21 protein-coding genes, 1 pseudogene and 1 riboswitch are annotated in these 23,228 nt (G+C 68.2%); of the genes and pseudogenes, 7 read left to right on the top strand and 15 right to left on the bottom strand.

Annotation, left to right across the window (positions count from 1 at the left end; translation table 11 throughout):
* Nucleotides 1-215: 215 nt before the first annotated feature.
* Entirely contained in the window at nucleotides 216-1,076 is an 861-nt protein-coding gene (locus A5767_RS06470; RefSeq protein WP_006552921.1) for a DUF559 domain-containing protein, read from the bottom strand.
* A gap of 155 nt (nucleotides 1,077-1,231) precedes the next feature.
* A pseudogene (locus A5767_RS06465) lies at nucleotides 1,232-1,672 on the bottom strand (LLM class flavin-dependent oxidoreductase); the annotation flags it as partial.
* A 317-nt stretch (nucleotides 1,673-1,989) separates the two neighbouring features.
* On the opposite strand from A5767_RS06465, the gene A5767_RS06460 reads away from it, so the two are divergent.
* Nucleotides 1,990-2,763: a sulfite exporter TauE/SafE family protein gene (locus tag A5767_RS06460; protein ID WP_006552923.1), complete on the top strand. Its 774-nt coding sequence runs from the start codon at nucleotides 1,990-1,992 to the stop codon at nucleotides 2,761-2,763.
* 63 nt (nucleotides 2,764-2,826) lie between these two features.
* Here A5767_RS06460 and cobU read toward each other — a convergent pair whose 3' ends face one another.
* From cobU to A5767_RS06425, 7 genes are all read right to left on the bottom strand, one after another.
* Entirely contained in the window at nucleotides 2,827-4,173 is a 1,347-nt protein-coding gene (gene cobU, locus A5767_RS06455) for a bifunctional adenosylcobinamide kinase/adenosylcobinamide-phosphate guanylyltransferase (protein WP_064851951.1), read from the bottom strand.
* Nucleotides 4,173-4,985, bottom strand: coding sequence for an ABC transporter ATP-binding protein (locus A5767_RS06450; RefSeq protein WP_064851950.1), 813 nt, complete (start codon nucleotides 4,983-4,985; stop codon nucleotides 4,173-4,175). Before A5767_RS06450 ends, cobU begins: the two co-directional genes overlap by 1 nt.
* Entirely contained in the window at nucleotides 4,982-5,944 is a 963-nt protein-coding gene (locus A5767_RS06445; protein ID WP_228045161.1) for a FecCD family ABC transporter permease, read from the bottom strand. Before A5767_RS06445 ends, A5767_RS06450 begins: the two co-directional genes overlap by 4 nt.
* 107 nt (nucleotides 5,945-6,051) lie before the next feature.
* A complete protein-coding gene (locus A5767_RS06440) occupies nucleotides 6,052-6,957 on the bottom strand; it encodes an ABC transporter substrate-binding protein (RefSeq protein ID WP_024101844.1) in 906 nt (301 codons plus the stop codon).
* A gap of 84 nt (nucleotides 6,958-7,041) precedes the next feature.
* Nucleotides 7,042-7,169, bottom strand: a riboswitch (cobalamin riboswitch).
* 24 nt (nucleotides 7,170-7,193) lie between these two features.
* Complete coding sequence (locus tag A5767_RS06435; protein ID WP_006552928.1) at nucleotides 7,194-8,417, bottom strand: O-succinylhomoserine sulfhydrylase; 1,224 nt, start codon at nucleotides 8,415-8,417, stop codon at nucleotides 7,194-7,196.
* Nucleotides 8,414-8,824: a rhodanese-like domain-containing protein gene (locus A5767_RS06430; RefSeq protein WP_006552929.1), complete on the bottom strand. Its 411-nt coding sequence runs from the start codon at nucleotides 8,822-8,824 to the stop codon at nucleotides 8,414-8,416. The genes A5767_RS06435 and A5767_RS06430 overlap by 4 nt, the downstream gene beginning before the upstream one ends.
* A gap of 70 nt (nucleotides 8,825-8,894) precedes the next feature.
* Nucleotides 8,895-9,341, bottom strand: a complete 447-nt coding sequence (locus tag A5767_RS06425) for an Rv0361 family membrane protein (RefSeq protein WP_006552930.1) — start codon at nucleotides 9,339-9,341, stop codon at nucleotides 8,895-8,897.
* A gap of 292 nt (nucleotides 9,342-9,633) precedes the next feature.
* Between A5767_RS06425 and A5767_RS06420 the strand changes: the two genes are divergently transcribed.
* Entirely contained in the window at nucleotides 9,634-11,031 is a 1,398-nt protein-coding gene (locus A5767_RS06420) for an FAD-dependent oxidoreductase (RefSeq protein WP_064851949.1), read from the top strand.
* A 90-nt stretch (nucleotides 11,032-11,121) separates the two neighbouring features.
* Here A5767_RS06420 and A5767_RS06415 read toward each other — a convergent pair whose 3' ends face one another.
* Nucleotides 11,122-11,604: a DUF456 domain-containing protein gene (locus A5767_RS06415; protein WP_006552932.1), complete on the bottom strand. Its 483-nt coding sequence runs from the start codon at nucleotides 11,602-11,604 to the stop codon at nucleotides 11,122-11,124.
* A gap of 107 nt (nucleotides 11,605-11,711) precedes the next feature.
* On the opposite strand from A5767_RS06415, the gene A5767_RS06410 reads away from it, so the two are divergent.
* On the top strand, nucleotides 11,712-14,495 hold the full coding sequence (locus A5767_RS06410) for a vitamin B12-dependent ribonucleotide reductase (protein ID WP_231913141.1): 2,784 nt from the start codon (nucleotides 11,712-11,714) through the stop codon (nucleotides 14,493-14,495).
* A gap of 23 nt (nucleotides 14,496-14,518) precedes the next feature.
* The gene (locus tag A5767_RS06405) at nucleotides 14,519-14,947 is read left to right on the top strand and encodes a hypothetical protein (RefSeq protein WP_019291086.1); all 429 of its coding nucleotides are present in this window, start codon (nucleotides 14,519-14,521) and stop codon (nucleotides 14,945-14,947) included.
* A gap of 7 nt (nucleotides 14,948-14,954) precedes the next feature.
* Here the strand turns inward: A5767_RS06405 and A5767_RS06400 are convergent, their stop codons facing one another.
* Nucleotides 14,955-15,335 carry a VOC family protein gene (locus tag A5767_RS06400; RefSeq protein WP_006552935.1) on the bottom strand — a complete coding sequence of 127 codons (381 nt, stop codon included), beginning with the start codon at nucleotides 15,333-15,335 and terminating at the stop codon, nucleotides 14,955-14,957.
* 92 nt (nucleotides 15,336-15,427) lie between these two features.
* Between A5767_RS06400 and A5767_RS06395 the strand changes: the two genes are divergently transcribed.
* Both A5767_RS06395 and A5767_RS06390 read left to right on the top strand, forming a co-directional pair.
* Nucleotides 15,428-15,805, top strand: coding sequence for a nuclear transport factor 2 family protein (locus tag A5767_RS06395; protein WP_037217988.1), 378 nt, complete (start codon nucleotides 15,428-15,430; stop codon nucleotides 15,803-15,805).
* A gap of 106 nt (nucleotides 15,806-15,911) precedes the next feature.
* Nucleotides 15,912-17,009: a CaiB/BaiF CoA transferase family protein gene (locus tag A5767_RS06390; RefSeq protein WP_019291085.1), complete on the top strand. Its 1,098-nt coding sequence runs from the start codon at nucleotides 15,912-15,914 to the stop codon at nucleotides 17,007-17,009.
* Nucleotides 17,010-17,060: 51 nt separating this feature from the next.
* Here A5767_RS06390 and yczR read toward each other — a convergent pair whose 3' ends face one another.
* The 3 genes from yczR to A5767_RS06375 all read right to left on the bottom strand — a co-directional run bounded on the left by yczR (nucleotide 17,061) and on the right by A5767_RS06375 (nucleotide 21,533).
* The gene (gene yczR, locus A5767_RS06385) at nucleotides 17,061-18,542 is read right to left on the bottom strand and encodes a MocR-like transcription factor YczR (protein WP_019291084.1); all 1,482 of its coding nucleotides are present in this window, start codon (nucleotides 18,540-18,542) and stop codon (nucleotides 17,061-17,063) included.
* 33 nt (nucleotides 18,543-18,575) lie between these two features.
* The gene (locus tag A5767_RS06380; protein WP_064851947.1) at nucleotides 18,576-20,114 is read right to left on the bottom strand and encodes an alkaline phosphatase D family protein; all 1,539 of its coding nucleotides are present in this window, start codon (nucleotides 20,112-20,114) and stop codon (nucleotides 18,576-18,578) included.
* Nucleotides 20,115-20,243: 129 nt separating this feature from the next.
* Nucleotides 20,244-21,533: an adenylosuccinate synthase gene (locus tag A5767_RS06375; protein ID WP_064851946.1), complete on the bottom strand. Its 1,290-nt coding sequence runs from the start codon at nucleotides 21,531-21,533 to the stop codon at nucleotides 20,244-20,246.
* 252 nt (nucleotides 21,534-21,785) lie between these two features.
* On the opposite strand from A5767_RS06375, the gene A5767_RS06370 reads away from it, so the two are divergent.
* On the top strand, nucleotides 21,786-22,439 hold the full coding sequence (locus tag A5767_RS06370; protein ID WP_024101848.1) for a hypothetical protein: 654 nt from the start codon (nucleotides 21,786-21,788) through the stop codon (nucleotides 22,437-22,439).
* A gap of 59 nt (nucleotides 22,440-22,498) precedes the next feature.
* Here A5767_RS06370 and A5767_RS06365 read toward each other — a convergent pair whose 3' ends face one another.
* The gene (locus A5767_RS06365; RefSeq protein WP_006552942.1) at nucleotides 22,499-23,077 is read right to left on the bottom strand and encodes a TerD family protein; all 579 of its coding nucleotides are present in this window, start codon (nucleotides 23,075-23,077) and stop codon (nucleotides 22,499-22,501) included.
* Nucleotides 23,078-23,228: the final 151 nt, after the last annotated feature.

Below are 23,228 nucleotides of genomic sequence, written 5' to 3'. Positions count from 1 at the left end.
CGCCTCGGCCAACACACCCAACTCCACCAACTCGCGCGGCCCGAACTGCTCTGCCGACGCCTTGTATCCCAACTTCAAACCCTGAGCCACAGATTCCTCCGACCGTTCGCGTTCCGATGTCCCCGAGTATGCCCACCGGACGCTCGTCGTCGGTCGAGACCGACGTTGTGTTCGAAATTCACCGAAGAATCGCACACAACACCGGTCTCGACAGGTCACCCGAGGGCACCGGCGCGGTGCAACGCGCGTCGCACCCTTTCGACGAGGACTCGAGGTCGCCGATACAGCAGGTCGGCGCCGACACGCACCACGGTCCAACCGAGCTCCGACAGCAACGCATAGCGGTCGATGTCGATGGTCCGCTGTACTCGATCGGTCCAGTGCTGCGCACCGTCGTACTCGACGAGGACCCTCCACTGCTTCCAGCCCATGTCCGCGCGTGCCACGAACCGCCCACCGTCGTAGATCTCGATCTGCGTCTCCGGCACGGGCAGACCGGACCGGACGATCAGCAGCCGCGTGTGCGTCTCCGGTGGTGACGCGGCACCTCCGTCGACGAGTTCGAGAACCTTCCGTACGGACGCGAGGTGCCGAGCGCCCTTGTTCCGAGCGGCCACCGCTTCGATCTCGTGGACCTTCGTTCCGGTCGCATTGCAGAGCGCGTCCACCATTTCGACGCACCGATCGAGGTCCGCACCGCGCGCGAGGTCGAAGGCCGTTCGGGCCGGTATCGTCACCGTCATTCCGTCGACGACGCAGGATTCGATGTCGTCGACGCTGCGAACGATGATGCCCGGCGTCGAGTGCAGTTTTCCGGGTCGCACCATCTCCGCCGGCAACGACGCGTCGAGCCAACGGGTCCCGTGCACGGCGGCTGCGGATGGTCCGGCCAGTACCCCGGCGCCTCCGGTCCACAACCAGGCGGCCTTCGCGCGTAGCAGCGCGGTCGCTTCGACTCCCGGAGCGACGTACACATTGCGATGAAGCTTCACGAAGTGGTGCCGAAGTTGATACCGCGTCACCGATCCGGCCGCCAGTGCATCGGTGCCGGCGAACGGTTCGTGGAAGTCGACCATGAGCGCGAGCGTGCCCGGTCTCCTGCGTTCCCGGTACCCCGAATCCGCCGTCTGTGGAGAACTTTCGACGTTATCCCCAGACGCGCCGAATCGAGACCGGTGTTGTTGTCGATTTCTCGCGAGTTATCGACAACAACACCGGTCTCGACCAACGATCACGCGGCGCGGACCCGCGCCAATCCCCATTCGCGGGCCAGCAGTTCGTAGGAACGCAGACGGTCCTCGTGGCCGTGGGTGACCGAGGTGACGACGAGTTCGTCGGCGTCCGTCACTCGGCGGAGGGTGTCGAGACGCTCCGCCACCGAGCTCGGCGCCCCCACGAACTGGGTGACGATACGGTCGTCGACGAGGGCTCGCTCCTCGTCGGTCAGCGGCGGGGTGGTCTCCGGGTCCGGGTACGGGATCGCGCCGTGGCCCGAGCGGATGCTGTGCGTCCAATGCCCGTAGGTCGACGCCAGTTCGCGTGCGGTGGCGTCGTCGTCGGCGACCACCGCGTCGGCCGAGACCACCACGTAGGGCTTCCTCAGGATCGGCGACGGACGGAACGCTGCCCGGTACGCCTCGACCGCTTCGACTGTCGTGCCCGGGTGGACGTGCTCACGGCGACGTCCTGTGGGCGGGAGCCATCGGAATGGGCCTTTCGGGAATGCGGGGTGTGGGAAAGCGAGGGTGCAGACGTGGGTCCCGGCGGTAGCACCCGCACCCGCGTACGGGGGGTTGCTGCGACGTCGTAGAGCCAGGTCTCTCGGTCGCTCTGGATGGTCGCGCCTCAAGCTACGGAGTGCGGCACGCCGCGGAAGTGCTTTCTCTCACTGTGACGGAAATCCGTTCCTCGTCGAGACCGATGTCGATGTCGACGCGGTGCCCCGGCATCGACGACAAGGCCGGTTCGGTACGCCGTAGACTCGCCTCGGTGACCCCGCTCGAACTCTTCCTCGTCGCATTGGCCGGACTGGGCGCCGGAGCGATCAACTCCCTCGTCGGATCCGGCACTCTCATCACCTTCCCGACGCTCGTCGCGTTCGGTGTGCCCCCGGTGACCGCGACGATGTCCAACGCGATCGGCCTGGTCGCTGGAGGTGTGTCAGGCACCTGGGGGTATCGGCGCGAGCTGCGCGGGCAATGGGAGCGGCTGCGATGGCAGATCCCGGCGTCGTTCTGCGGGGCACTGGTAGGAGCGTGGCTCCTGCTCCACCTGCCTGAGACCGTCTTCGAGACGGTCGTACCCATCCTGCTCCTCCTGGCCCTTACCCTCGTCGTGTTCCAGCCGAAGATCCAGGCGTGGGTGGCCCGCAGAACCGGCGGCGACGCCGACGGCCACCTCGGACCGGTGCGGATGACACTGCTCGTCGTCGGCACTTTCGCCGTCGGCATCTACGGCGGCTATTTCACGGCGGCGCAGGGCATTCTGCTCATGGGTTTGTTCGGAGCGTTGCTGCACGACCACATCCAGCGACAGAACGCGGTGAAGAATCTGCTGTCGCTGGTGGTGAACGTCGTGGCCGCGTGCGCGTACATCCTGGTGGCGTTCGACCGGATCGACTGGACCGTGGCCGCACTGATCGCGGTGGGTTCTTTGATCGGTGGCTATCTCGGTTCCCACTACGGCCGGCGCCTGTCGCCGGTCGCGCTGCGGGCGGTGATCGTCGTGGTGGGGCTGATCGGGCTTTACCGACTGCTCGCCTGACGCACCACTTTCCGGAATTCGCCTCTGCCGGGGTTGTCCGCAGCGTTACGAGAAGAACAGGTATCAATTCGATTTCAGAGAAATGGGAATCCCCGCCACCACGAGAGTTGCCGACTCACTGGCCTCGGCGACCCGCGCATTGAGCCGACCCAGCATGTCGCGGAACAACCGCCCCGACGCACTCGCCGGCACCACACCACTGCCCACCTCGTTGCTGACCGCGACCACGGGAACCCGGGCCTGCCGCCACGCATCGAGGAGATCGTCGATGTCGGCGTCGACGGCAGCGGAATTCTTTGTGTTCCACACGTCGTGGAGGTCGAGTCGTGCCGTGAGCCAGGTTCCGAGACAGTCGACGAGCAGGGGTTCGTCCGCGTCCCGCAATACCTTCGCCACGTCCGGGGTCTCGATCGTCGACCACGATTTCGGTCGTCTCTCCCGATGCAGTGCAACACGTTCCGCCCACTCCGCGTCACCCTCTCGTGTCCCGCCGGTGGCGACGTAGGTGACGGACGGGCAGGACGCGAGTAGTTCCTCGGCGTGCCGCGACTTGCCCGACCGCACTCCCCCGAGAACCAGCGTCCGATGCGGCACGACCGGAGTCCCTTCACCCACGTAGACCACCTCACCGTCACGACCGGGACGAGCATCCACCTGCTGCAGACGATTCCGCAGTTCGTCGATGGGCGGATTGTGGTGACCCAGATGCACTGCGACCACCTCGGTGTTCTCGGTGACGGCACCGACACCGCGCAGACCATCCACCATCGCGCCGAACTCGGGCAGGCCGAGGTGACCCTCGGACAATTCGGAACGGTCGCCGAAGGTTTCCTCGAGGAATACCGCGTCGAACCGGGCGTCGCGCACGGCCTCGAACCACTCGGCGAGCCACATCCCGGTGTCGCACGCCCACAGCAACCGCGACCCGCCGGGGCCCGACAGGTCGTACAGCACCGCGTCGCCGTCGCGGAAGACCTTGTGCCGTGCGGGAAGAACGCGCACCGAGTAGTCGCCGACGGTGAGCGAGTCCCCCGGCTCGACCGGCACGAAACGCACCGGCGCGTCGGGAGCCACCCAGGGTCTACAGGTGTCGAGCGCGTCGGCGGGACCTATCACATCGAGTTCGACGCCGGCGGCCACCCACGACCGGAACAACAATGCCTGCGGGCCCAGATGATCTGCATGGGCGTGGGTCAGGAGGATATGCCGCACCTGCGCCAGCGACCTGCCGTGCCGCACGGCCGCGCGGGGCGCCTCCGGACCGCAGTCGAGCATCAGCACATCGTCGACGAGTGCCGCGGTCTGCCCGCGGATCTCGCCGCGACGGGCGGCATCCGCGCAGGATGCACACGTGCAGAACGGGTTCGGCCACCCGTCCGCCGCGCCGGTTCCCAGGAGCACGACCTCCATCAGCGGTCCTTCGTGCTGTCGCGGAGCGGGAGGACGGCGCGACCCGCCGGGCGGTCGAGGATCTCGACGCGGGCGCCGTAGACCTGCGCGATGCGTTCGGCGGTGAGGACGTCGTCGGGCGCTCCGTCGGCGACGACGTGCCCGCGATCGAGCAGTACGAGCCGTTCCCCGTATTGGGCGGCGGAGGTCAGGTCGTGCATCGCGGCGATGACGGTGAGGTCGCCTTCGGTGCGCATCGAATCGACGAGTTCGAGTACCTGCTGCTGGTGTCCGATGTCGAGTGCGCTGGTGGGTTCGTCGAGGAGCAGCACCCGCGGTTGCTGGGCGAGAGCGCGTGCGAGCACGACGCGCTGCAGCTCACCGCCGGACAGTTCGGTCGCGAGTCGCGGTGCGAACGCTTCGAGCTCGAGCCGTTCTACGATCCGGTCCACCACCTCGCGGTCGTGCGCGGTCTCGGATCCGAAGCGCGGGATGTGCGGGGTGCGGCCGAGATGGATCAGTTCCCTGACGGTGACACCTTCCGGCACCACGGGGCGTTGCGGCATCAGCGCGACCGCGCGTGCCATGTCCCGACGTCCGGCGCGCCCCGGCACGATGTCGGCGACCTGCAGGTGACCGGTGGCCGGCACGAGCCCGGCGAGGACGTGCAGCAGGGTGGTCTTGCCCGACCCGTTGGGTCCGACCAGCGATACCCAGGAACCGGCGGTGACGTTCAGGTCGACGCGGTGAAGCACCTCGATGCCGCCGCGTTCGGCGCCGAGTTGCCGGCACGACACCGTCACGGTCCCGGTGGGGAGAACATCGCTCTTCATCGGACACCTCGGCTCCGTCTGAGCACGACGAGGAAGAAGGGCGCCCCGATCGCCGCGGTGACGACACCGATCGGCAGTTCGGCGGGCGACATGACGGTGCGGGCCAGGACGTCCGCGAGGACGAGGAAGGACGCACCCACCAGCAGCGACAGCGGCAGCAGGAGACGGTGGCCGGGTCCGGCGAGCAGCCGGACCGCGTGGGGGACGACGATGCCGACGAACCCGATGAGACCGCTCGCCGAGACGACGGCCGCGGTTCCGAGGGTCGCGACGCAGACGAGCAGCAGCCGCACGCGCGCCGGGTTGATCCCGAGGCTCGCGGCTTCGACGTCGCCGACCGCCATGACATCGAGTGTGCGCCGATGCAGCGCGATGATCGCGACGGTGACCACGACGTACGGCAGGACCACGACGACGTCGGACCAACCGTCGGTGGACAGGCGGCCGAGCATCCACGAGTACACCTGCCGCAGGGTGTCGTCGTGCAGCTGCATGAAGAACGTCTGGATCGCGTTGGCGAAGGCCGCGACGGCGACACCGGCGAGGATGATGACGACTTCCGAGCGGCTGCCGCCGACGGTGCGGCCGAGCGAATACGTCGCGCCGACGGCGAGCAGGCCCCCGGCGAAGGCCGCGATCGGGACACCGGCGAACCCGGCCGCGCCGCCCACGACGATGGCGAGGGTGGCACCGAGACCGGCGCCGCTGGAGACCCCGAGCAGATAGGGATCGGCGAGCGGATTGCGGAAGACCCCTTGGTAGGCCGCACCGGCGATGGCCAGCATCGCACCGACCAGCACCCCGAGCACGACGCGCGGCATCCGGATGTTCCACAGGATCGCCTGCTGACGCGTGCTCAACCCGGAGTCGACGTCGACGAGCGGCAGGCGGTCGGCGATGTCGAGCAGCACCCCGCCCGGGGTGAGACCGGCGGGCCCGACGAGGATCCCGACCAGCATCGCGGCGAACAGGGCGAGCACTGCGCCGGTCAGCACGAGCACGTTGCGCGGCGGTACCCGCGCACCACCGGGTGGCAGTGCGCGGGTGTTGCCTCGCGACACGGAGATCAAGGCGTGGGCTGGACCGCGGGGATGGTGCCGACGATCCGGGCGACCTCACGCATCAGGTCCACGACGCGCGGCCCCCAGCGACTGGCGATGTCCTCGTCGAGGACGTAGACCTGGCCGTCCCGGACAGCGGTGAGCTCGCCCCATCCGGCACGTTCCGCGACGACCTCGGGCGTGACGCCGCAGCACTGGCCGTCGGCCAGGAAGATCACGTCGGGGTTCTGTTCGAGGACGTACTCGGCGGACAGCTGCGGGTAGCCGTCGCCGCCGGTCGCGATCGAGGTCAGCCCCAGCATCGAGTAGATCTCGCCGATGTAGGTGTCGTCGGTGACGGTGTAGAAGGTGTTGTCGAGCTCGTGGTAGTAGGTCAGCGGGGTCTCCCGTTCGGGGAGGCCGGCGAGAATCTCGTCGATGTCCGTCTTCATCTGCGCCACAAGTTCGGCGGCGTCGCCGACGTGTCCGGTGACGGCTCCCAGCTGCTCGATCTGGGCGTAGGTGTCGTCCAGGTTCTCGGCCGCGGGAAGGATCAGCGTCTCGACACCGGCCTGTTCGAGTCCCGCAACGAGATCGGCGGTATCGGCGTTGGCGACGACCAGGTCGGGTTCGTAACCGAGGATCGCCTCGACGTTGGGGGTGTACCCCGACAGATCGGTGACGGGCGCGTCGGCCGGATAATCGGATCGGTCGTCGACCGCGACCACCTGGTCGCCGGCACCGACGGCGTAGAGCATCTCCGTGCTGGTGGGGCTCAGCGACACGATGGCCTGCGGGACGTCCGCGGAGGTGGTGTCGGTGTCACCGGACGGTGACGAATCGTCGCTGCTCGAGCACCCTGCGGCGAGGAGCGCGAAAGCGGTCAGTCCGGCGGCGAGCAGCCGTCGGTGGTTGTCGAGTGGCACAGCCATCCTCCGTTGTTCGGAGGACGAAAACAGCACGGCTGCAACAGGTGGTTGCGGCACGCCACCGTCCTTCGTCCGAGGACCAGTACGTACGGACCCTCCGCGCCGGCCGACCTGGCTCACCCCGTATCGGGACTTACAGTTGCGGGACAGCGCCGGAATCTCACCGGCTTCACCGAAAACGCAGCGGGTGCCCTACCGGATCGGCAGGACACCCGCAGCGTAGCTCACGGCGTCCCAGGTCAGGACAGCGCCTGCTGGAGATCCTCGAGCAGATCCTCGGGATCCTCGAGGCCCACGGACAGTCGCACCACGCCGTCGGACAAACCGATCGCGGCCCGGCCCTCCGGTCCCATCGCCCGGTGGGTGGTGGTCGCCGGGTGGGTGATGAGCGACTTGGAGTCGCCGAGATTGTTCGAGATGTCGACGATGCGCAGCTTGTTCAGCAGCTCGAAGGCACGCTTCTTGCCCTCGCCCTCGGGGGCGTCGAGCTCCAACGTGATGATCGTGCCACCGCCACTCATCTGCGACTTCGCGAGTTCGTACTGCGGGTGCGACTCGAGATACGGGTACTTGACCCAGCGCACCGCATCCTGCGATTCGAGGAACTGCGCGATGCGCAGCGCCGAATCGACCGAGGCGCGCAACCGCACCGGCATGGTCTCGAGACCCTTGAGCAGCGTCCACGCGTTGAACGGGCTCAGCGACGGCCCGGTGTGGCGGATGAGCTTCTGCACCGGCCCGTCGATGTAGTCGGCGGGTCCGAGGATCGCTCCGCCGAGCACGCGGCCCTGACCGTCGATGTGTTTGGTGCCGGAGTAGACGACGATGTCGGCACCGAGATCGAGGCTGCGCTGCAGCAGCGGGGTGGCGAAGACGTTGTCCAGCACCACCTTCGCGCCCGCCGCATGCGCCATCTCGGAGACGCGACGCACGTCGACGAGGGTCTGCATGGGGTTCGAGGGGGTCTCGAAGAAGACCGCGGTGGTGGGCACCGACAGTGCCTTCTCCCACTGGTCGAGATCCTCGCCGTCGACGAACACCGTCTCCACGCCCCAGCGGGGCAGAATCTCGTTGCACACGACGAAGCACGAACCGAAGAGGCTGCGTGCCGCGACGAGACGGTCGCCCTTGCCGAGCAACGCGGCGAGCGCGGTGAACACCGCGGACATGCCGGACGCGGTGGCGTACGCCCCCTCGGCACCGTCGAGCAGGCGCAGGCGCTCCTCGAACATCTTCACCGTGGGGTTGCCGTAGCGGGAGTAGACGAAATGGTCGACGTCGCCGGTGAAAGCGGCCTCGGCGGCCTCGGCCGACTCGTAGACGAACCCGGAGTTGAGGTAAAGGGCCTCGGAGGTCTCCTCGAAACCGGATCGGAGGGTGCCGCCGCGCACGCCGAGCGTGGCGGGGCGAACGGTGGCGGGCAGCGCCTTGTCGAACGCGCCGCCCTGGGGGATGGAACTCACGACTGCCTCCACGGCAGGCCCGCGGCCCGCCAGCCCTCGGCACCGCGATGGCTTTCGCCGTCGAGAGCGCCTTCGAATCCTTCGAGAACGTTGTAGGCGGGGGTCAGGCCCGCAGCGGTGGCGGCCGTGGCCGCTCCGATGGAGCGCTGCCCCGAGCGACACAGGAAGATCACCGGTCCGCTGCCGATACCCGCTGCCCTCAGATCCTCGACGAAGTTCGGGTTGGGGGCGCCGTCGGGGTAACGAACCCACTCGACGAACACGGTCCGGCGACCGAGCGACGAGGTCTCGGGGACCCCGACGTATTTCCACTCGGCTTCGGTACGCACATCGACGAGCACGGCATCCGGATCACCTTGCAGCAGGTCCCATGCCTGCTGCGGCGTTATATCACCTGCGTAGCTCACCGGGACATATTTTCACAGGTCGGACTGTGACGTACACGCGGGCACCGCTTCGTATACGCACGGCGACACGTCAGAACCGGCAGATCCGCCACACGTCGTCGATGCGGACGACCTGCCACGTCTCGGTCTGCGTCTCCCCGTCGAGGCCGGTCCGGACGTCGACCGTGGCCCGATCGCCGTCCACGGCGATGTTCTGCGTGGCCTGCAGCTCCACGCGTCCCTCGACGTCCGCGAGCGGTGCTTCCTCTGCGGGCAGATCGCTGCACCGCAGCCGGTCGAGGATCGGTCCGTCGTTCTCGTTGTGCGCGGAGACGTAGTCGGTGACGGCGCGGCGCACCATCTCGTCCTCGGTGAGGTCGTCGCCCGCCGGGGAGAAGAGCTGGGCGCCGAAGACGACGAGGACGAGCACCACCAGGACCGCGAGGGCTCCGAGGAAAGGCCCTATGCTGCTACTGGTGGGACCGTCGGGATCCGGGCCGGGATCGGGTTCGGGTTCGGGGGCTCCGCGCTTGGCCATGCGCCCGATCCTAGTGGGCGCGAGGTCGCGGCCCGTCACGACCGCATTTGCCCTAAAAACCCTCTCGAGGTAGGAATTGTCGCATGGCCACCACGCAGCTCGTTCGACGCCTCGCCGTCGACCTGTGTCGTATGGGTGCCCACATGTGTTGTCGCTGAAGCGATTCGCTCGACGGCTCGATTCGTCCTCCTTCGCCGTCATCCCCGCGCGACCTGCGCCGAGCCCACTGAGGGCAGCCTTAATTTAAGCTGGATATGTCCGTCCGCACACCGAAGAGGTAGTTGATCCCCTGATGACCGATCAGACTCGTCCCCTTCGCGTCGCGATCGTCGGTGCCGGCCCTGCCGGTATCTACGCCGCCGACGCACTCATGAAGTCCGACACTGCGCAGGATCCCGGGGTCAGCATCGACCTGTTCGAGCGCATGCCGGCGCCGTTCGGTCTGATCCGCTACGGTGTCGCGCCCGACCACCCGCGCATCAAGGGCATCATCACCGCCCTGCACAAGGTGCTCGACAAGCCGCAGATCCGCCTGCTCGGCAATCTCGACTACGGCAGCGACTTCACCCTCGACGACCTGCAGCGTTTCTACGATGCGGTGATCTTCTCGACCGGCGCGAACGCGGACCGCGCGATGAACATCCCCGGCATCGACCTCGACGGCAGCTACGGCGCCGCCGACTTCGTGTCCTGGTACGACGGTCACCCCGACGTGCCGCGCACCTGGCCGCTCGAGGCGGAGAAGGTCGCCGTCCTCGGTGTCGGCAACGTCGCGCTCGACGTCGCCCGCGTGCTCGCCAAGACCGGCGACGAGCTGCTGCCGACGGAGATCCCGCCGAACGTCTACGAGGGTCTGAAGAACAACAAGGCCGTCGAGGTGCACGTCTTCGGTCGCCGTGGTCCGGCGCAGGCCAAGTTCACGCCGCTCGAGCTGCGCGAACTCGACCACTCCCCGACCATCGAGGTCATCGTCGACCCCGAGGACATCGACTACGACGAGGGCTCCGAGCAGGCACGGCGCAACTCCAAGCAGGTCGACATGGTCGCCAACACCCTGCAGGACTGGGCGATCCGCGATGTGGGCAACCGTCCGCACAAGCTGTTCCTGCACTTCTTCGAGTCCCCGCACGAGATCCTCGGCGAGGACGGCAAGGTCGTCGGTCTGCGCACCGAGCGCACCGAGCTCGACGGCACCGGCAACGTGCGCGGCACCGGCAAGTTCAACGACTGGGAGGTCCAGGCCGTCTACCGCGCGGTCGGCTACCTCTCGCAGAACATCGCCAAGCTGCCCTTCGACGAGCAGGCCGGCACCGTGCCGAACGAGGCCGGACGTGTGCTCGCCGACGAAAGCGCCGAGGGTCCCGACCGGTTCATGCCGCACACCTACGTCACCGGGTGGATCAAGCGCGGCCCCGTCGGCCTGATCGGCCACACCAAGGGCGACGCGAACGAGACCGTCGCGAACCTGCTCGAGGACCGGGCCGCCGGCCGTCTGAACACCCCCGAGGATCCGTCCGAGGACGCGATCGTGAAGTTCCTCGAGGACAAGCAGCTGCCGTACACCACCTGGCAGGGCTGGTACCGCCTCGATGCGCACGAGCGCAGCCTCGGTGAGGCCGAGGGCCGCGAGCGCGTGAAGGTCGTCGAGCGCGAGGACATGTTCCGCGCGAGCGAGCCGCACAAGGCGTGACAGCAGCCTGAACTGCACGAACGACGAGGGACCCATCCGCGCGGATGGGTCCCTCCTCGCATTCGGGTCTGCTCGGCTTTCCGGGTGCGCTCAGGTGAACAGGACGGCGCCCAGCCACACCGACGCCGCGACGAGTCCGCCGAACAGTTCGACGAGGATCGACAACGCGACCGCCTTGGTCGCCGCGACCGTCGAGACCCACGCGTCGCGGTGGGTGCGATGCCGCTGCACCTCCGACAGGTACATGCCGAGCAAGAAGCCCAGGAACAGCCCCACGACCGGGACGACGAAGAACCCGACGATGCCGAGCAGACCGGCGAGGATCAACGAGCGGTTCGGCACCCCGGCCTGCTGCAGTCGCTTGCCGGGCCAGGTGTACTTCACGATGCCGGTGACCAGCAGCGCCACCGCCGCGACGCCCAGCACGATCCATGCGGTGGTGCCTCCCGTGAGGAACGCCCATACGGCGATCGCGCCGAAGATCAGCAGGACGCCGGGCAGGACCGGCAGCACGATCCCGAGCAGGCCGACGAGGATCGCCAGCCCGACGAGCAGTTCGCCGCCGGCACTCACGGCGCCACCGGGCGGGTCGAGCGGGCGGAAGACAGCGGAGTACCGGGACGCGGTGGCAGCATGGTGGGACTATATGTGCCACCGGTCCACGCCCCCGGGAGGACGCGATGAGCAGTGCCAGGCCTCACAGCAGCCCGAAGAGTGCATCGGACGCCGTAGCCGCCGCGGTGCGCGGCGACGTCCGGTACTTCACGACGCCCGGTGTCGATCCCGCCGAGGCGGTGGAGTGGCAGCGCCGCGACGCGCGGATCGTCCACCACGGCACCGGTCGTGTCGTCTTCGAGCAAACCGATGTGGAGTTTCCTGCCTTCTGGTCGCAGAACGCCACCGACATCGTCACGCAGAAGTACTTCCGCGGGCAGCTCGGACACCCGGATCGTGAGCACTCGTTGCGCGACGTGATCGCGCGCATCGTCGACACGATCACGGCGTGGGGGCACACCGACGGTCATCTCGACGATCCGGAGGCGTTCGCCGCCGAGCTGACCTATCTGCTGATCCACCAGCGGGCCTCGTTCAACAGTCCCGTCTGGTTCAACATCGGGGTGCCGAACACTCCGCAGCAGGCCAGCGCGTGTTTCATTCTGTCGGTCGACGACAGCATCGACTCGATCCTCGAGTGGTACCGGCAGGAAGCGGTGATCTTCAAGGGCGGGTCGGGCGCCGGGGTGAACCTCTCCCGGATCCGCTCGTCGGCCGAACCGCTGACCGGTGGCGGAAGCGCATCGGGGCCGGTCAGCTTCATGCGCGGCGCCGACGCCTCCGCCGGCACCATCAAGTCCGGCGGCAAGACCCGGCGGGCCGCGAAGATGGTGATCCTCGACGTCGACCATCCCGACATCGAGGAGTTCGTCGACTGCAAGGCGATCGAGGAACGCAAGGCGCGGGTGCTCGCCGAGGCCGGTTTCGACATGGGTCTCGACGGCACCGACATCCATTCGGTGCAGTACCAGAACGCGAACAACTCGGTGCGCGTGACCGACGAGTTCATGCACGCGGTGGTGGCCGACGCCGAGTGGCCGCTGCGTACCGTGACGACCGGCGAGACGGTCCGGACTGTCCGCGCGCGAGAGTTGTTGCAGCGCAACGCCGCCGCCACCTGGGAGTGCGCCGACCCGGGCATCCAGTACGACACGACGATCAATGCCTGGCACACCGCCTCCGCGACCGGCCGGATCAACGCGTCGAATCCCTGCTCGGAGTACATGCATCTCGACGATTCGGCCTGCAACCTCGCGAGCCTGAATCTGCTGACCTTCCTGCGCGAGGACGGCACCTTCGACGTCGACGGTTTCCGTCACTCCGTGGCGGTGATGCTCACCGCGCAGGAAATCCTCGTCGGCCGCGCCGACTACCCCACCGAGCGGATCGGTGAGACGTCGCGGCGGTTCCGGCAGCTCGGGCTCGGTTACGCCAACCTCGGTGCGCTGCTCATGGCTTCGGGCCTGCCCTACGACAGCGAGGCCGGACGCGCGACGGCTGCGGCGATCACCGCCCTGATGACCGGTCACGCCTACGCCGTGTCGGCGGACATGGCGAGGCGCCTCGGACCGTTCGACGGTTTCGACGAGAACCGCGCGCCGATGCTCGACGTGCTGGGCAAGCATCGTGGCGCACTCGATGACATCGACGCCGATCTCGCACCGGCCGACGTGCTCGATGCGGCACGACAGGCGTGGGACCGCGCCGTGGCCGACGGCTCTGCCCACGGTGTGCGCAACAGCCAGGTCAGCGTGCTCGCACCGACCGGCACGATCGGGCTCGCGATGGATTGCGACACCACCGGGATCGAACCGGATCTGGCGTTGGTGAAGACCAAGAAGCTCGTCGGCGGCGGCAGCCTCACGATCGTCAATCGCAGTGTGCCGCGCGCACTGTCGCGTCTGGGTTACAGCCCGTCGGAGGTCGCCGATATCGTGGCGCACCTCGATCTGCATCATGATCTCGCCGGTGCGCCGCACGTGCGCGACGAGCACGCACCGGTGTTCGCGACGTCCATGGGCGACAACGTCATCTCGCCGCGCGGCCACGTCGCGATGATGGCCGCGGTGCAGCCCTTCCTGTCGGGTGCGATCTCCAAGACGGTGAACCTGCCCGAGTCCGCGACCGTCGACGACATCGCCGACATGTATGTCGACGCGTGGCGCCTGGGCGTGAAGGCCCTTGCGATCTACCGTGACAACTGCAAACTGGGACAACCGTTGTCGACGGCGTCGCGCCCTGCTGTCGCAGAAGCGGCTCCGTCCACGGCGCCTCGCCGCGAGCGGCTCCCGCGCACCCGCACGTCTCGGACGTTCGAGTTCCGGGTGGCGGACTGCAAGGGCTTCGTCACGATCGGTGAGTACGACGACGGGCGTCCCGGCGAGATGTTCCTGCGCGTGTCCAAACAGGGCTCGACGCTCGCCGGCATCATGGACGCCTTCTCGATGTCGGTCAGTTACGGTCTGCAGTACGGGGTCCCGTTGCGCACCTTCGTCCGGGCCTTCACGAGTACGCGTTTCGAGCCGGCCGGGATCACCGACGATCCGGATCTGCGGATCGCCACGTCGATCCTCGACTACATCTTCCGGCGACTGGCGATCGACTATCTCGAACCCGACGAGCGCGCCGAACTGGGCATCCTCACCGGCGCCGAGCGTTCGGTGCCCGACACCCCCACGCTCACGCCGTACACGAGCACGCCGCCGGTGCGTGAGCCCGATCCGCCGGCGACCGCGCCGCGGGGCACGCACAGCACGAGCAGCGCGAGCACGTCCTCCCCGGGTGGTCTCGCTGCTCCGTCACCGTCGAATCCGGACGCGCCGTACTGCATGCAGTGCGGAGTGAAGATGCAACGGGTCGGGTCGTGCCACGCCTGCCCGTCCTGTGGGAACACCAGCGGCTGCAGTTGAGGTGATGCGTCCATACTGGCGGGATGGTCCTGGGAGTCGACACCGAACTGACACTGACGGCCGCGGGTGCGGTCTTCCTTCTTGCGCTCGCTCTCGGCGTGTGGAAGTACCGGCAGATGGCGACGTCCGACGACCACCTCGCGCACCCGTACGTCGACATCGCCCACCGATCGGCCCTGATGTATTCCTTCGCGACGCTGCTGGTCGCGGTGTTCGTCGAGCTCAGCGCGTGGCCCACCGCAGTGAACCTCGCCGCGGCCGCGGTGATCGTGGTGTTCTTCGTCGGCGCGATCGCGAGCTATGTCGTGCACGGTGCGCTGCGCGACACCACGAATCAGTTCGCGCATCCGGTGCGCGGGACGGGTCCGGCGATGGCCGCGCTGATCGTCGGTGAGATGGGTGGCTTCGCGGTGCTGTTCGCCGGCTTCCTGTGGGATGCCTTCGCAAGCTGAGGCCGCGTCAGGTGCGGTGTTCGAGCAACGACAGGACGTTGCCGTGCGGGTCGCGGAACCATGCGACCCGCATACCGTCGGGTGCGGTCCACGCGTCGTGGTCGTCCTGATCCATGCCGTTGTACCGGATGAACTCCACGCCGTGCTCGCGCAGTCGTTCGACGGTGCCGTCCAGATCGGATACCCGCCAGCCCAGCACGGTGTAGCCGGTCTCCTCGCGCGACTGCACGAGGGTCACCCGGACCGGTGCGCCGCCGCCTCCGTCGAGGACGAGCGCGAAGGGGTCGCGGGAGAGCTTCCGGAAGCGCAGGGTGTCGACGTAGAACATCTCCGAGACGTCGAGGTCGGTGCTCGGGACGAAGCTCACGAGTTGGCCGGTGATCGTCATACGTCCACTGTGCTCCGGAGCGCCCGAGTGCGACAGCGGATTCGGCGGATTCACGCCCCCACCTCGGCGATCCGGCGACTAGGCTCTCGATCATGAGTACTTCGGAGATCGCTACGGTCCTGGCCTGGCACGACGCTGTGAACAGCAACGACATCGACACGCTCGTGCAGTTGTCGAGCGACGACATCGTGCTCCCCACCCCCGACGACGATCCCGACCAAGGACTCGACGAACTGCGCGAGTGGGCGACGACGGCAGGGGTCACGCTGCAACCGGGCCGCCTGTTCGTCCACCACGGAATCGTGGTGGTCGAGGAGACGGTGACCTGGGCGTCCGATCCGGGTCCTCGCGACGAGGCGATCGCCTTCCGGGTGGTCGACGACCAGGTGGTCACCGTCGTCCGCCACGCCGATCTCGGCGAGGCCTTCGAGGCGACCGGACTGAGCGAGGCCGACCTCTACGAGGAGTGATCCACTCCCGACGACCGGAACCCCAGCGACCGGAGCCATATTCTGAACGCTCGCTAAGGTACTCTCCGTTGCGACAGTCCCTACACATCGGAGCGAGGTTCGTCGAGTGTCCGCTGAAGCTGTTGAGAAGAAGGGTCCGCTCGCGGGTGTCCGCGTCGTCGAGTTCAAGGGTCTCGGTCCCGGCCCACACGCCGCGACCCTGCTCGCCGATCTCGGCGCCGATGTCGTCATCGTGCAGCGCCCCGGCGAGATCCCGCCGGAGGGACAGCGCGATCCGATTCAGCGCAACCGTCGCATCGTCGAGGCCAACCTCAAGGATCCCGCCGACATCGAGAAGGTCCTGACCCTGCTCGAGCGCGCCGACGTCCTCATCGAGGGCTTCCGTCCCGGCGTCACCGAACGACTCGGCCTCGGACCGGACGTAGTCCTCGAGCGCAACCCGCGCATCGTCTACGGCCGCATGACCGGCTGGGGCCAGGAGGGCCCGCTCGCCAACGCCGCCGGCCACGACATCAACTACATCTCCCTCACCGGCGTCCTGCACGCCATCGGCCGCCAGGGCGAGCGTCCGGTGCCGCCGCTGAACATGGTCGGCGACTTCGGTGGCGGTTCGATGTTCCTCGTCTTCGGCATCCTGTCGGCCCTCGTCGAGCGTCAGACCTCCGGCAAGGGCCAGGTCGTGGACGCGGCGATGGTCGACGGCGCCCTCGCTCTCTCGCACATGATGTGGGCGTTCCGCGGTCGCGGCGCGTGGTCGGACGAGCGCGGCGTCAACATGCTCGATACCGGCGCCCCGTTCTACGAGGTCTACGAGACCAAGGACGGCAAGTACATGGCCGTCGGTTCCATCGAGCCGCAGTTCTACGCGCTGCTGCTGCAGGGCCTCGAGCTCGATCCGGCCGACCTGCCGCACCAGCTCGACACTTCCCGCTGGGCGGAGATGAAGAAGATCTTCACCGACAAATTCCTGTCGAAGACCCGCGACGAGTGGACCGAGATCTTCCTCGGTACCGATGCCTGCGTCTCCCCGGTCCTCACCTGGGCCGAGGCGGAGAAGAACGAGCATCTCGTCGCACGCGGGTCGCTGATCGAGATCGACGGCGTCGTGCAGCACGCACCGGCGCCGCGCTTCTCCCGCACCCCCGCCGGCGAGCCCGTCGGTCCGGCGGCCGAGGCCACCGACATCGACACCCTCTGGGTCTGATCCGGCAGCCCGAGCCCGCCGACGCTCCGACGATCGTCCTGGCGCACAGGATCAGACGACGAGCCGCGCCTCGTCGGGTGTGCGCCCGGAGGCGACCTGCTCGTAGGCGGCGGCCATCGCCTCGACGGCGTCGTCGAGGACCTCGACATCCTGCGTGTACGGCAGGCGCACGAAATGTTCGAACGCACCCTGCACACCGAAGCGCGGACCGGCGGAGAGCAGCACACCGTGGGACGGCGCGGCGGCAGCCAGCGAGGTCGACACCGGCTCGGGCATCCGCGCCCACAACGACATCCCGCCCTGGCCCGGCGTGTACTCCCAGTCGGGCAACCGCCGGTCCAAAGCTGCGCACAGCGCACGGCGTCGTTCCCTCAACGCGGCGCGGCGACGTTCGAGCACTTCGTCGACTTCGGAGAGCAGATGCGCGGCCGCGAGCTGTTCCATGACAGGCGTGCCCAGGTCGACCGCGGTCCGTGCCCCGGCCAGCCGGACGATCGTGTCGCGGTCGGCGCGGATCCATCCCACCCGCAGGCCACCCCACAGCGACTTCGCCGTCGAACCCACCGTCACCACCGACGCGCCGGCAGGCATGGCTGCGACGGGAGGCGGCGGCGGGGCGTCGAGCCAGAGATCGACCATCGACTCGTCGACGACGAGCGTGGTCCGCGTGTCGCGCATGATGCGGGCCAGTTCGGCGCGGCCGTCCTCGTCGAGGCACAGGCCAGTGGGGTTGTGGAAGTCGGGGACGAGGAAGGCGGTGCGCGCCGCGGTCTGCCGGACGGCACTGGCGACACCGTCGAGATCCCAGCCGCCGTGCGGGCCGTTCTCCGGGCGCACCGGAACCGGCACCGGGCGCGCGCCGTAGCGGCGGATCGCTTCGAGCGCATTGGGATAGGTGGGGTGGTCGACGACCACCCGGTCGCCGGGGTCGTCGAGCACACCGAGCAGCAGGCGCATCGCGTGCTGCGCCCCGGAGGTGACCATGATCTGGTCGGGCGAGGTGGGCAGTCCACGCTCGCGGTAGCGGCGGGCGATGACCTCGCGCAGCACCGACACCCCTATCGGTTCCATGCCGTGCGAGTCCAGATAGGTCGACATCGACCGCAGCGCCGCGGCATACGCCGCTTCGATCTCCGCTGCCGGCGCGGGCAGCGAGGCGTTGCTCAGATCGATCGCCGGGCCGATCGGCATCCGGGACCCGGTGTTCTCCGCGCCCCGGCGAGCGGGCACGGCGACCGTGCTGCGGGCACCCTGCCGACTGCGCAGATAGCCTTCTTCCCGCAGCGCCGCATAGGCGGACGCGACGGTGGTGCGGCTCACCGACAGCGCCGCGGCGAGTTCCCGCTCGCTGGGCAGGGCGACCCCGAGCGGGACGCGGCCGTCGTGCACGAGCAGGCGGATGCTGTCCGCGAGCGCCCGGTAGGCGGGTCTGGGATCGGGGCGAGCGGAGCGACGGGAATGCGACTGCCCCGAATCCTGCCAGTTCCCGAGGTCGCGGACGAGCGACACGGCTCCGATCGCTCGAGTGATCACCGACCCAGTATGCCCCGCATCGCGCGGGCGGGATCAGGCCGGTGGATCGAGCACCTGACGGAACAGGACCGTCCCTCGCGAGTCGAGCAACTCCACCCGCATCTGCTTCGTCGCGCCGTCGATGAACACCTCCCCGAAGTGCTGATATCCGTCCATCGGCGAGGTGTTCGCCGCCGGGGGCGCGTGCACGAAGACGGCCTCGGGACCGAACGTCCCGTCCAGCTCGTTGGGTCCGAAAGCACCGGCGTTGAGCGGTCCCGAGACGAACTCCCAGAACTCGTCGAAGTCGGTGAACGAGGCGCGGTCCGGCGAATAGTGATGCGCGGCCGTGTAGTGCACGTCGGCGGTCAACCACACGGTGCCGGTGATCCTGCGCGCCTCGACCGCCGACAGGACCCGCGCGATCTCCGATTCCCGGCCCGAGGGAGCGCCGTTGTCCCCGTTCGCGATTCCTTCGAAGGCCGTATCGCCGTCGGGTACGACCAGGCCGATCGGCAGGTCGGCGGCGATGATCTTCCAGGTGGCGGTCGAACGGGTGAGTTCGTCGATGAGCCACTGCGTCTGCGCGCTGCCGAGCACCTGCCCCGCCGCGCCGACGTTGGTGCCGTTGGCGTCCTTGTAGGTCCGCATGTCGAGTACGAAGACGTCGAGCAGCGGTCCGTACCGCACGACCCGGTGGATGCGTCCGTCGACGGCCTCCGCCGGATCGAGCGGGAGCCACTCGTGGAAGGCACGGAAAGCCCGTTCCGCCAGGACGTCCACATTCTTCTCGGTGTACTGCTCGAGATCCAGGATCTCACCCGCGTACCAGTTGTTGACGGTCTCGTGGTCGTCCCACTGCACGATCTGCGCGACGGAGGAGTTGAACCGCCGATAGTTCTCATCCATGAGGTTGTAGGCGTACTGGCCGCGGTACTCGTCGAGGGTCTGCGCCACAGCACTCTTGGCCTCGGTGACGATGTTGCGCCAGACCCGGCCGTCCGGCAGCTCGACGGTCTCCTTCAGCGGATTGTCGGCGTACACGACGTCGCCGGAATGCACGAACAGGTGCGGGTCGCGACGGGCCATCGTGTCGAAGATCGTCATCCCACCGATGTCGGGGTTGATACCGAAGCCCTGACCGGCGGTGTCGCCGGACCACTGCAGCCTGATGTCGCCGGGTGTGGTCGGGGCGGTGCGGAACAGACCCGTCACCGGCTCGGACGTGGCGCCGTCCTCGCCTTCGAGGACGGCACGATAGTGCACCTGCTCGCCGGCCGGCAGTCCCGTCAGCCGCAGTCGGCCGGTTCCGTCCGTCTCGGGCGTCAGCAAACCACCCACGTGCCGGACGGGATCGGTGAAGGATTCGGTGGCCGCCGTCTCCACGACGAGCCGCGCCGGTCGATCCGAGCGCGCCCACACGAGCGCCCCGTCGGCCCGCACGTCGCCGGTGGCCACACCGTGGGTGAGGATCGGCCGCTCACGGACGAGGCTCGGCGTTGCAACGGAACTTCCCGACGAGCACGCCACCGCCGGAGCCGCGAGGGCTCCGAGCGCGACGGTGCGCAGCAGGGTTCGACGGGACACGTACATGGTTCTCCCCGGGGTCCGACGGACTGTGCGGGACGAGCGTGCACAGTCCGTGCGAACCGTCGGTGAACATGCAGTGAGGGATCGGCGCCCGTCCGACGACGAAATCGGCGCGGGCCGGGAGCTACCCCGTCAGCGGATGACGTCGCGCCGGACGATCGTCTCGTCGCGGCCCGGCCCCACACCGATGCAGGAGATGTAGGCGCCGGAGAGCTCCTCGAGACGCAGCACGTAGTTCTGCGCGTTCTTCGGCAGCTCCTCGAAGGTGCGGGCGTGGGTGATGTCCTCCCACCAGCCCGGCATCTCCTCGTAGATCGGCTTGGCGTGGTGCACGTCGGTCTGCGTCATCGGCATCTCGTCGATACGCACACCGTCGACCTCGTAGCCGACGCAGATCGGCACGGTGTCGAGACCCGACAGCACGTCGAGCTTGGTGAGGAAGTAGTCGGTGATGCCGTTGACGCGGGTCGCGTAGCGGGCGATGACGGCGTCGAACCATCCCGTGCGGCGGGCGCGACCGGTGGTGACACCGACCTCTCCACCCTGCTTGGCGAGGTAGGCGCCGTGGTCGTCGAACAGCTCGGTCGGGAACGGACCCGAGCCGACGCGGGTGGTGTAGGCCTTGAGGATGCCCAGCACCGTCGAGATCTTCGCCGGGCCGATACCCGAACCGACAGCGGCGCCGCCGGCAGTGGGGTTGGACGACGTCACGTACGGATAGGTGCCGTGGTCGACATCGAGCAGCGTGCCCTGCGAACCCTCGAGGAGGATCGTGTCGCCGCGCTCGAGCGCCTTGTTCAGTTCGAGGCGCGTATCGGTGATGCGGTGCTTGAAACCCTCGGCCTGGGCGAGGACCTCGTCGACCACCTGCTGCGGGTCGAGCGCCTTGCGGTTGTAGATCTTGACGAGCACCTGGTTCTTGAATTCCAGTGCGGCCTCGACCTTCTGGGTGAGGATCTTCTCGTCGAGCACGTCGGCGACCCGCACGCCCACGCGGGCGATCTTGTCCTGGTAGCAGGGGCCGATACCGCGTCCGGTGGTGCCGATCTTCTTCTTGCCGAGGAAGCGTTCGGTGACCTTGTCGATGGCCACGTGGTACGGCATGATCAGGTGCGCATCGGCCGAGAGCAGCAGACGGGACGTGTCGACGTCGCGCTTCTCGAGGCCTTCGAGCTCGGTGAGCAGCACACCCGGATCCACCACGACACCGTTGCCGATGACGTTGTTGACGCCGGGCGTCAGGATGCCCGACGGGATCAGGTGCAGGGCGAACTTGTCGCCGTTGGGCAGCACGACCGTGTGACCGGCGTTGTTGCCGCCCTGGTAGCGCACGACCCACTGCAGACGTCCGCCGAGTAGATCGGTAGCTTTGCCCTTGCCCTCGTCGCCCCACTGGGCTCCGATCAGGACGATTGCCGGCATGTCGCGCTCTCCTCAGGCAGGTGTCTACGTGCGGGCGGTCTCGCCTGCAGGGTCCTGCCCAACCGGGCAGCAGCCGGGACCACAGTGTAGTCCACCCTCCGACGAGCGCGAATGACGGGACTGCAGAAGCGCCGGAGCTGCGGCGCGCGGTGGCGGGTCGCCGCCGCCCTCCCCCACCGCCTTCCCATTACAGTGGACGCAGCCGAGAGCCCGACGAACCCGACCCCTCGAGGAGAACCGTTGACCCCGGTAGTGCTCAGATGCGGTGACGTGCCATTGCCGTTGGCGCTGACCCCCGTGACCGCACTGTCTGCGCCTGCCCTCCCCGAGAAGGACGACTTCGAGGACGTCTTCGCGCATCTCGAGTCGGTGGAGGACCCTCGTCTGATCCTCGTAGGCAACGACGCGGCGTTCGCCGCGACCGTCACACGGCTGATGCGCACCGAACGCCTCGACCTGGAGGTCGCGTACGTCCCGGAGACACGAACCCCGGCCACGGAGGCGTACGGGTTGCGGACGGGGTCGAAGGCCGCCACCGTCGCCCTGCAGGGGGTCGCGAAGCCGTTGCCGCTCATCCGCGACGACGCCGGTATCGCCCTCGTCGGCCGTGCGCTGCTGTGCGGTGAGAACGGCGATGCGCTCGTCGGGGAGGCCTACGTCGATGACACCCGCCTGTTCTCCGGCACGGTGCCCGGCATCCGCGTCGAACCCACACCCGCGATGCCCGGTCTGCGGGCCGCGATCGACCGGCCGCGCTGGTTCGGCGGCTACAAGTGGCTGACGGGCCGGGCCATGCAGTTGGGTTCCCCCGCCGCAGTCGTCACCCGCGACGGGGTCGCGAACCCCCGGGCTCTCAAGCGGTCGACCTTCTACCGGCACGACAAGAAGTGGAAGCTCGTCCGCTGAAACCCATCTTCAGCCGACGTTGACCCCTCTCGGCTCAGCCGACGTTGACCCCTGTCGGCTCAGCCGACGTTGACGCCGTAGTCCCGTGCGATGCCCGCCAGACCGGAGGCGTAGCCCTGGCCGATGGCGCGGAACTTCCACTCGCCACCGTGGCGGTACAGCTCACCGAAGACCATCGCGGTCTCGGTGGACGCATCCTCGGTGAGGTCGTAGCGGGCGAGTTCCCGGCCGTCGGCGCGGTCGACGACGCGGATGAACGCGTTGCGCACCTGACCGAACGACTGGCCCCGCGCGTCGGCGTCGTGGATCGACACCGGGAAGACGATCGACTTGACCTCCGCGGGAACGGCGACGAGGTCGACGTTCACGCTCTCGTCGTCGCCCTCGCCCTCACCGGTGAGGTTGTCGCCGGTGTGCTCGACGGAGCCGTCCGGCGAACGCAGGTTGTTGTAGAAGACGAAATGCTGGTCGGACAGGACCTTGCCGTTCTCGCTCGTCAGCAGTGCACTGGCGTCGAGATCGAAGTCCGCGCCGGTCGTCGCGCGCACGTCCCAGCCGAGACCCACCGTCACCGCCGTCAGGTTCGGAGCCTCCTTCGACAGCGAAACGTTGCCGCCCTTGGCCAAGCTCACACCCATACCGAATCCTCTCGCTCGATGATCGTTGCCTACCGCCACCCTAGTGAAGACCGGACGAGTCGGGCAGGACGTGTGAAGGCCGTCCCGCGGGGGTAGCCGCAGGGCACCGGACGATGGCCGGGGACGGCGTTCCCGGCCTTTCGGTGTGTAC

Origin of the sequence: Rhodococcus sp. 852002-51564_SCH6189132-a (assembly GCF_001665495.1) — a bacterium.
Classification (GTDB): domain Bacteria; phylum Actinomycetota; class Actinomycetes; order Mycobacteriales; family Mycobacteriaceae; genus Rhodococcus; species Rhodococcus pyridinivorans.
This window is presented reverse-complemented; position numbering and strand designations above follow the sequence as displayed.

Bases quoted from the DNA above. Each gene is read 5' to 3' on its own strand.
- A5767_RS06470 (WP_006552921.1), bottom strand. From the start codon at position 1,076: ATGGTCGACTTCCACGAACCGTTCGCCGGCACCGATGCACTGGCGGCC.
- cobU (WP_064851951.1), bottom strand. From the start codon at position 4,173: ATGGAGGTCGTGCTCCTGGGAACCGGCGCGGCGGACGGGTGGCCGAAC.
- A5767_RS06450 (WP_064851950.1), bottom strand. From the start codon at position 4,985: ATGAAGAGCGATGTTCTCCCCACCGGGACCGTGACGGTGTCGTGCCGG.
- A5767_RS06445 (WP_228045161.1), bottom strand. From the start codon at position 5,944: ATGCTGGTCGGGATCCTCGTCGGGCCCGCCGGTCTCACCCCGGGCGGG.
- A5767_RS06440 (WP_024101844.1), bottom strand. From the start codon at position 6,957: ATGGCTGTGCCACTCGACAACCACCGACGGCTGCTCGCCGCCGGACTG.
- A5767_RS06425 (WP_006552930.1), bottom strand. From the start codon at position 9,341: ATGGCCAAGCGCGGAGCCCCCGAACCCGAACCCGATCCCGGCCCGGAT.
- A5767_RS06420 (WP_064851949.1), top strand. From the start codon at position 9,634: ATGACCGATCAGACTCGTCCCCTTCGCGTCGCGATCGTCGGTGCCGGC.
- A5767_RS06410 (WP_231913141.1), top strand. From the start codon at position 11,712: ATGAGCAGTGCCAGGCCTCACAGCAGCCCGAAGAGTGCATCGGACGCC.
- A5767_RS06405 (WP_019291086.1), top strand. From the start codon at position 14,519: ATGGTCCTGGGAGTCGACACCGAACTGACACTGACGGCCGCGGGTGCG.
- A5767_RS06400 (WP_006552935.1), bottom strand. From the start codon at position 15,335: ATGACGATCACCGGCCAACTCGTGAGCTTCGTCCCGAGCACCGACCTC.
- A5767_RS06395 (WP_037217988.1), top strand. From the start codon at position 15,428: ATGAGTACTTCGGAGATCGCTACGGTCCTGGCCTGGCACGACGCTGTG.
- A5767_RS06380 (WP_064851947.1), bottom strand. From the start codon at position 20,114: ATGTACGTGTCCCGTCGAACCCTGCTGCGCACCGTCGCGCTCGGAGCC.
- A5767_RS06375 (WP_064851946.1), bottom strand. From the start codon at position 21,533: ATGCCGGCAATCGTCCTGATCGGAGCCCAGTGGGGCGACGAGGGCAAG.
- A5767_RS06365 (WP_006552942.1), bottom strand. From the start codon at position 23,077: ATGGGTGTGAGCTTGGCCAAGGGCGGCAACGTTTCGCTGTCGAAGGAG.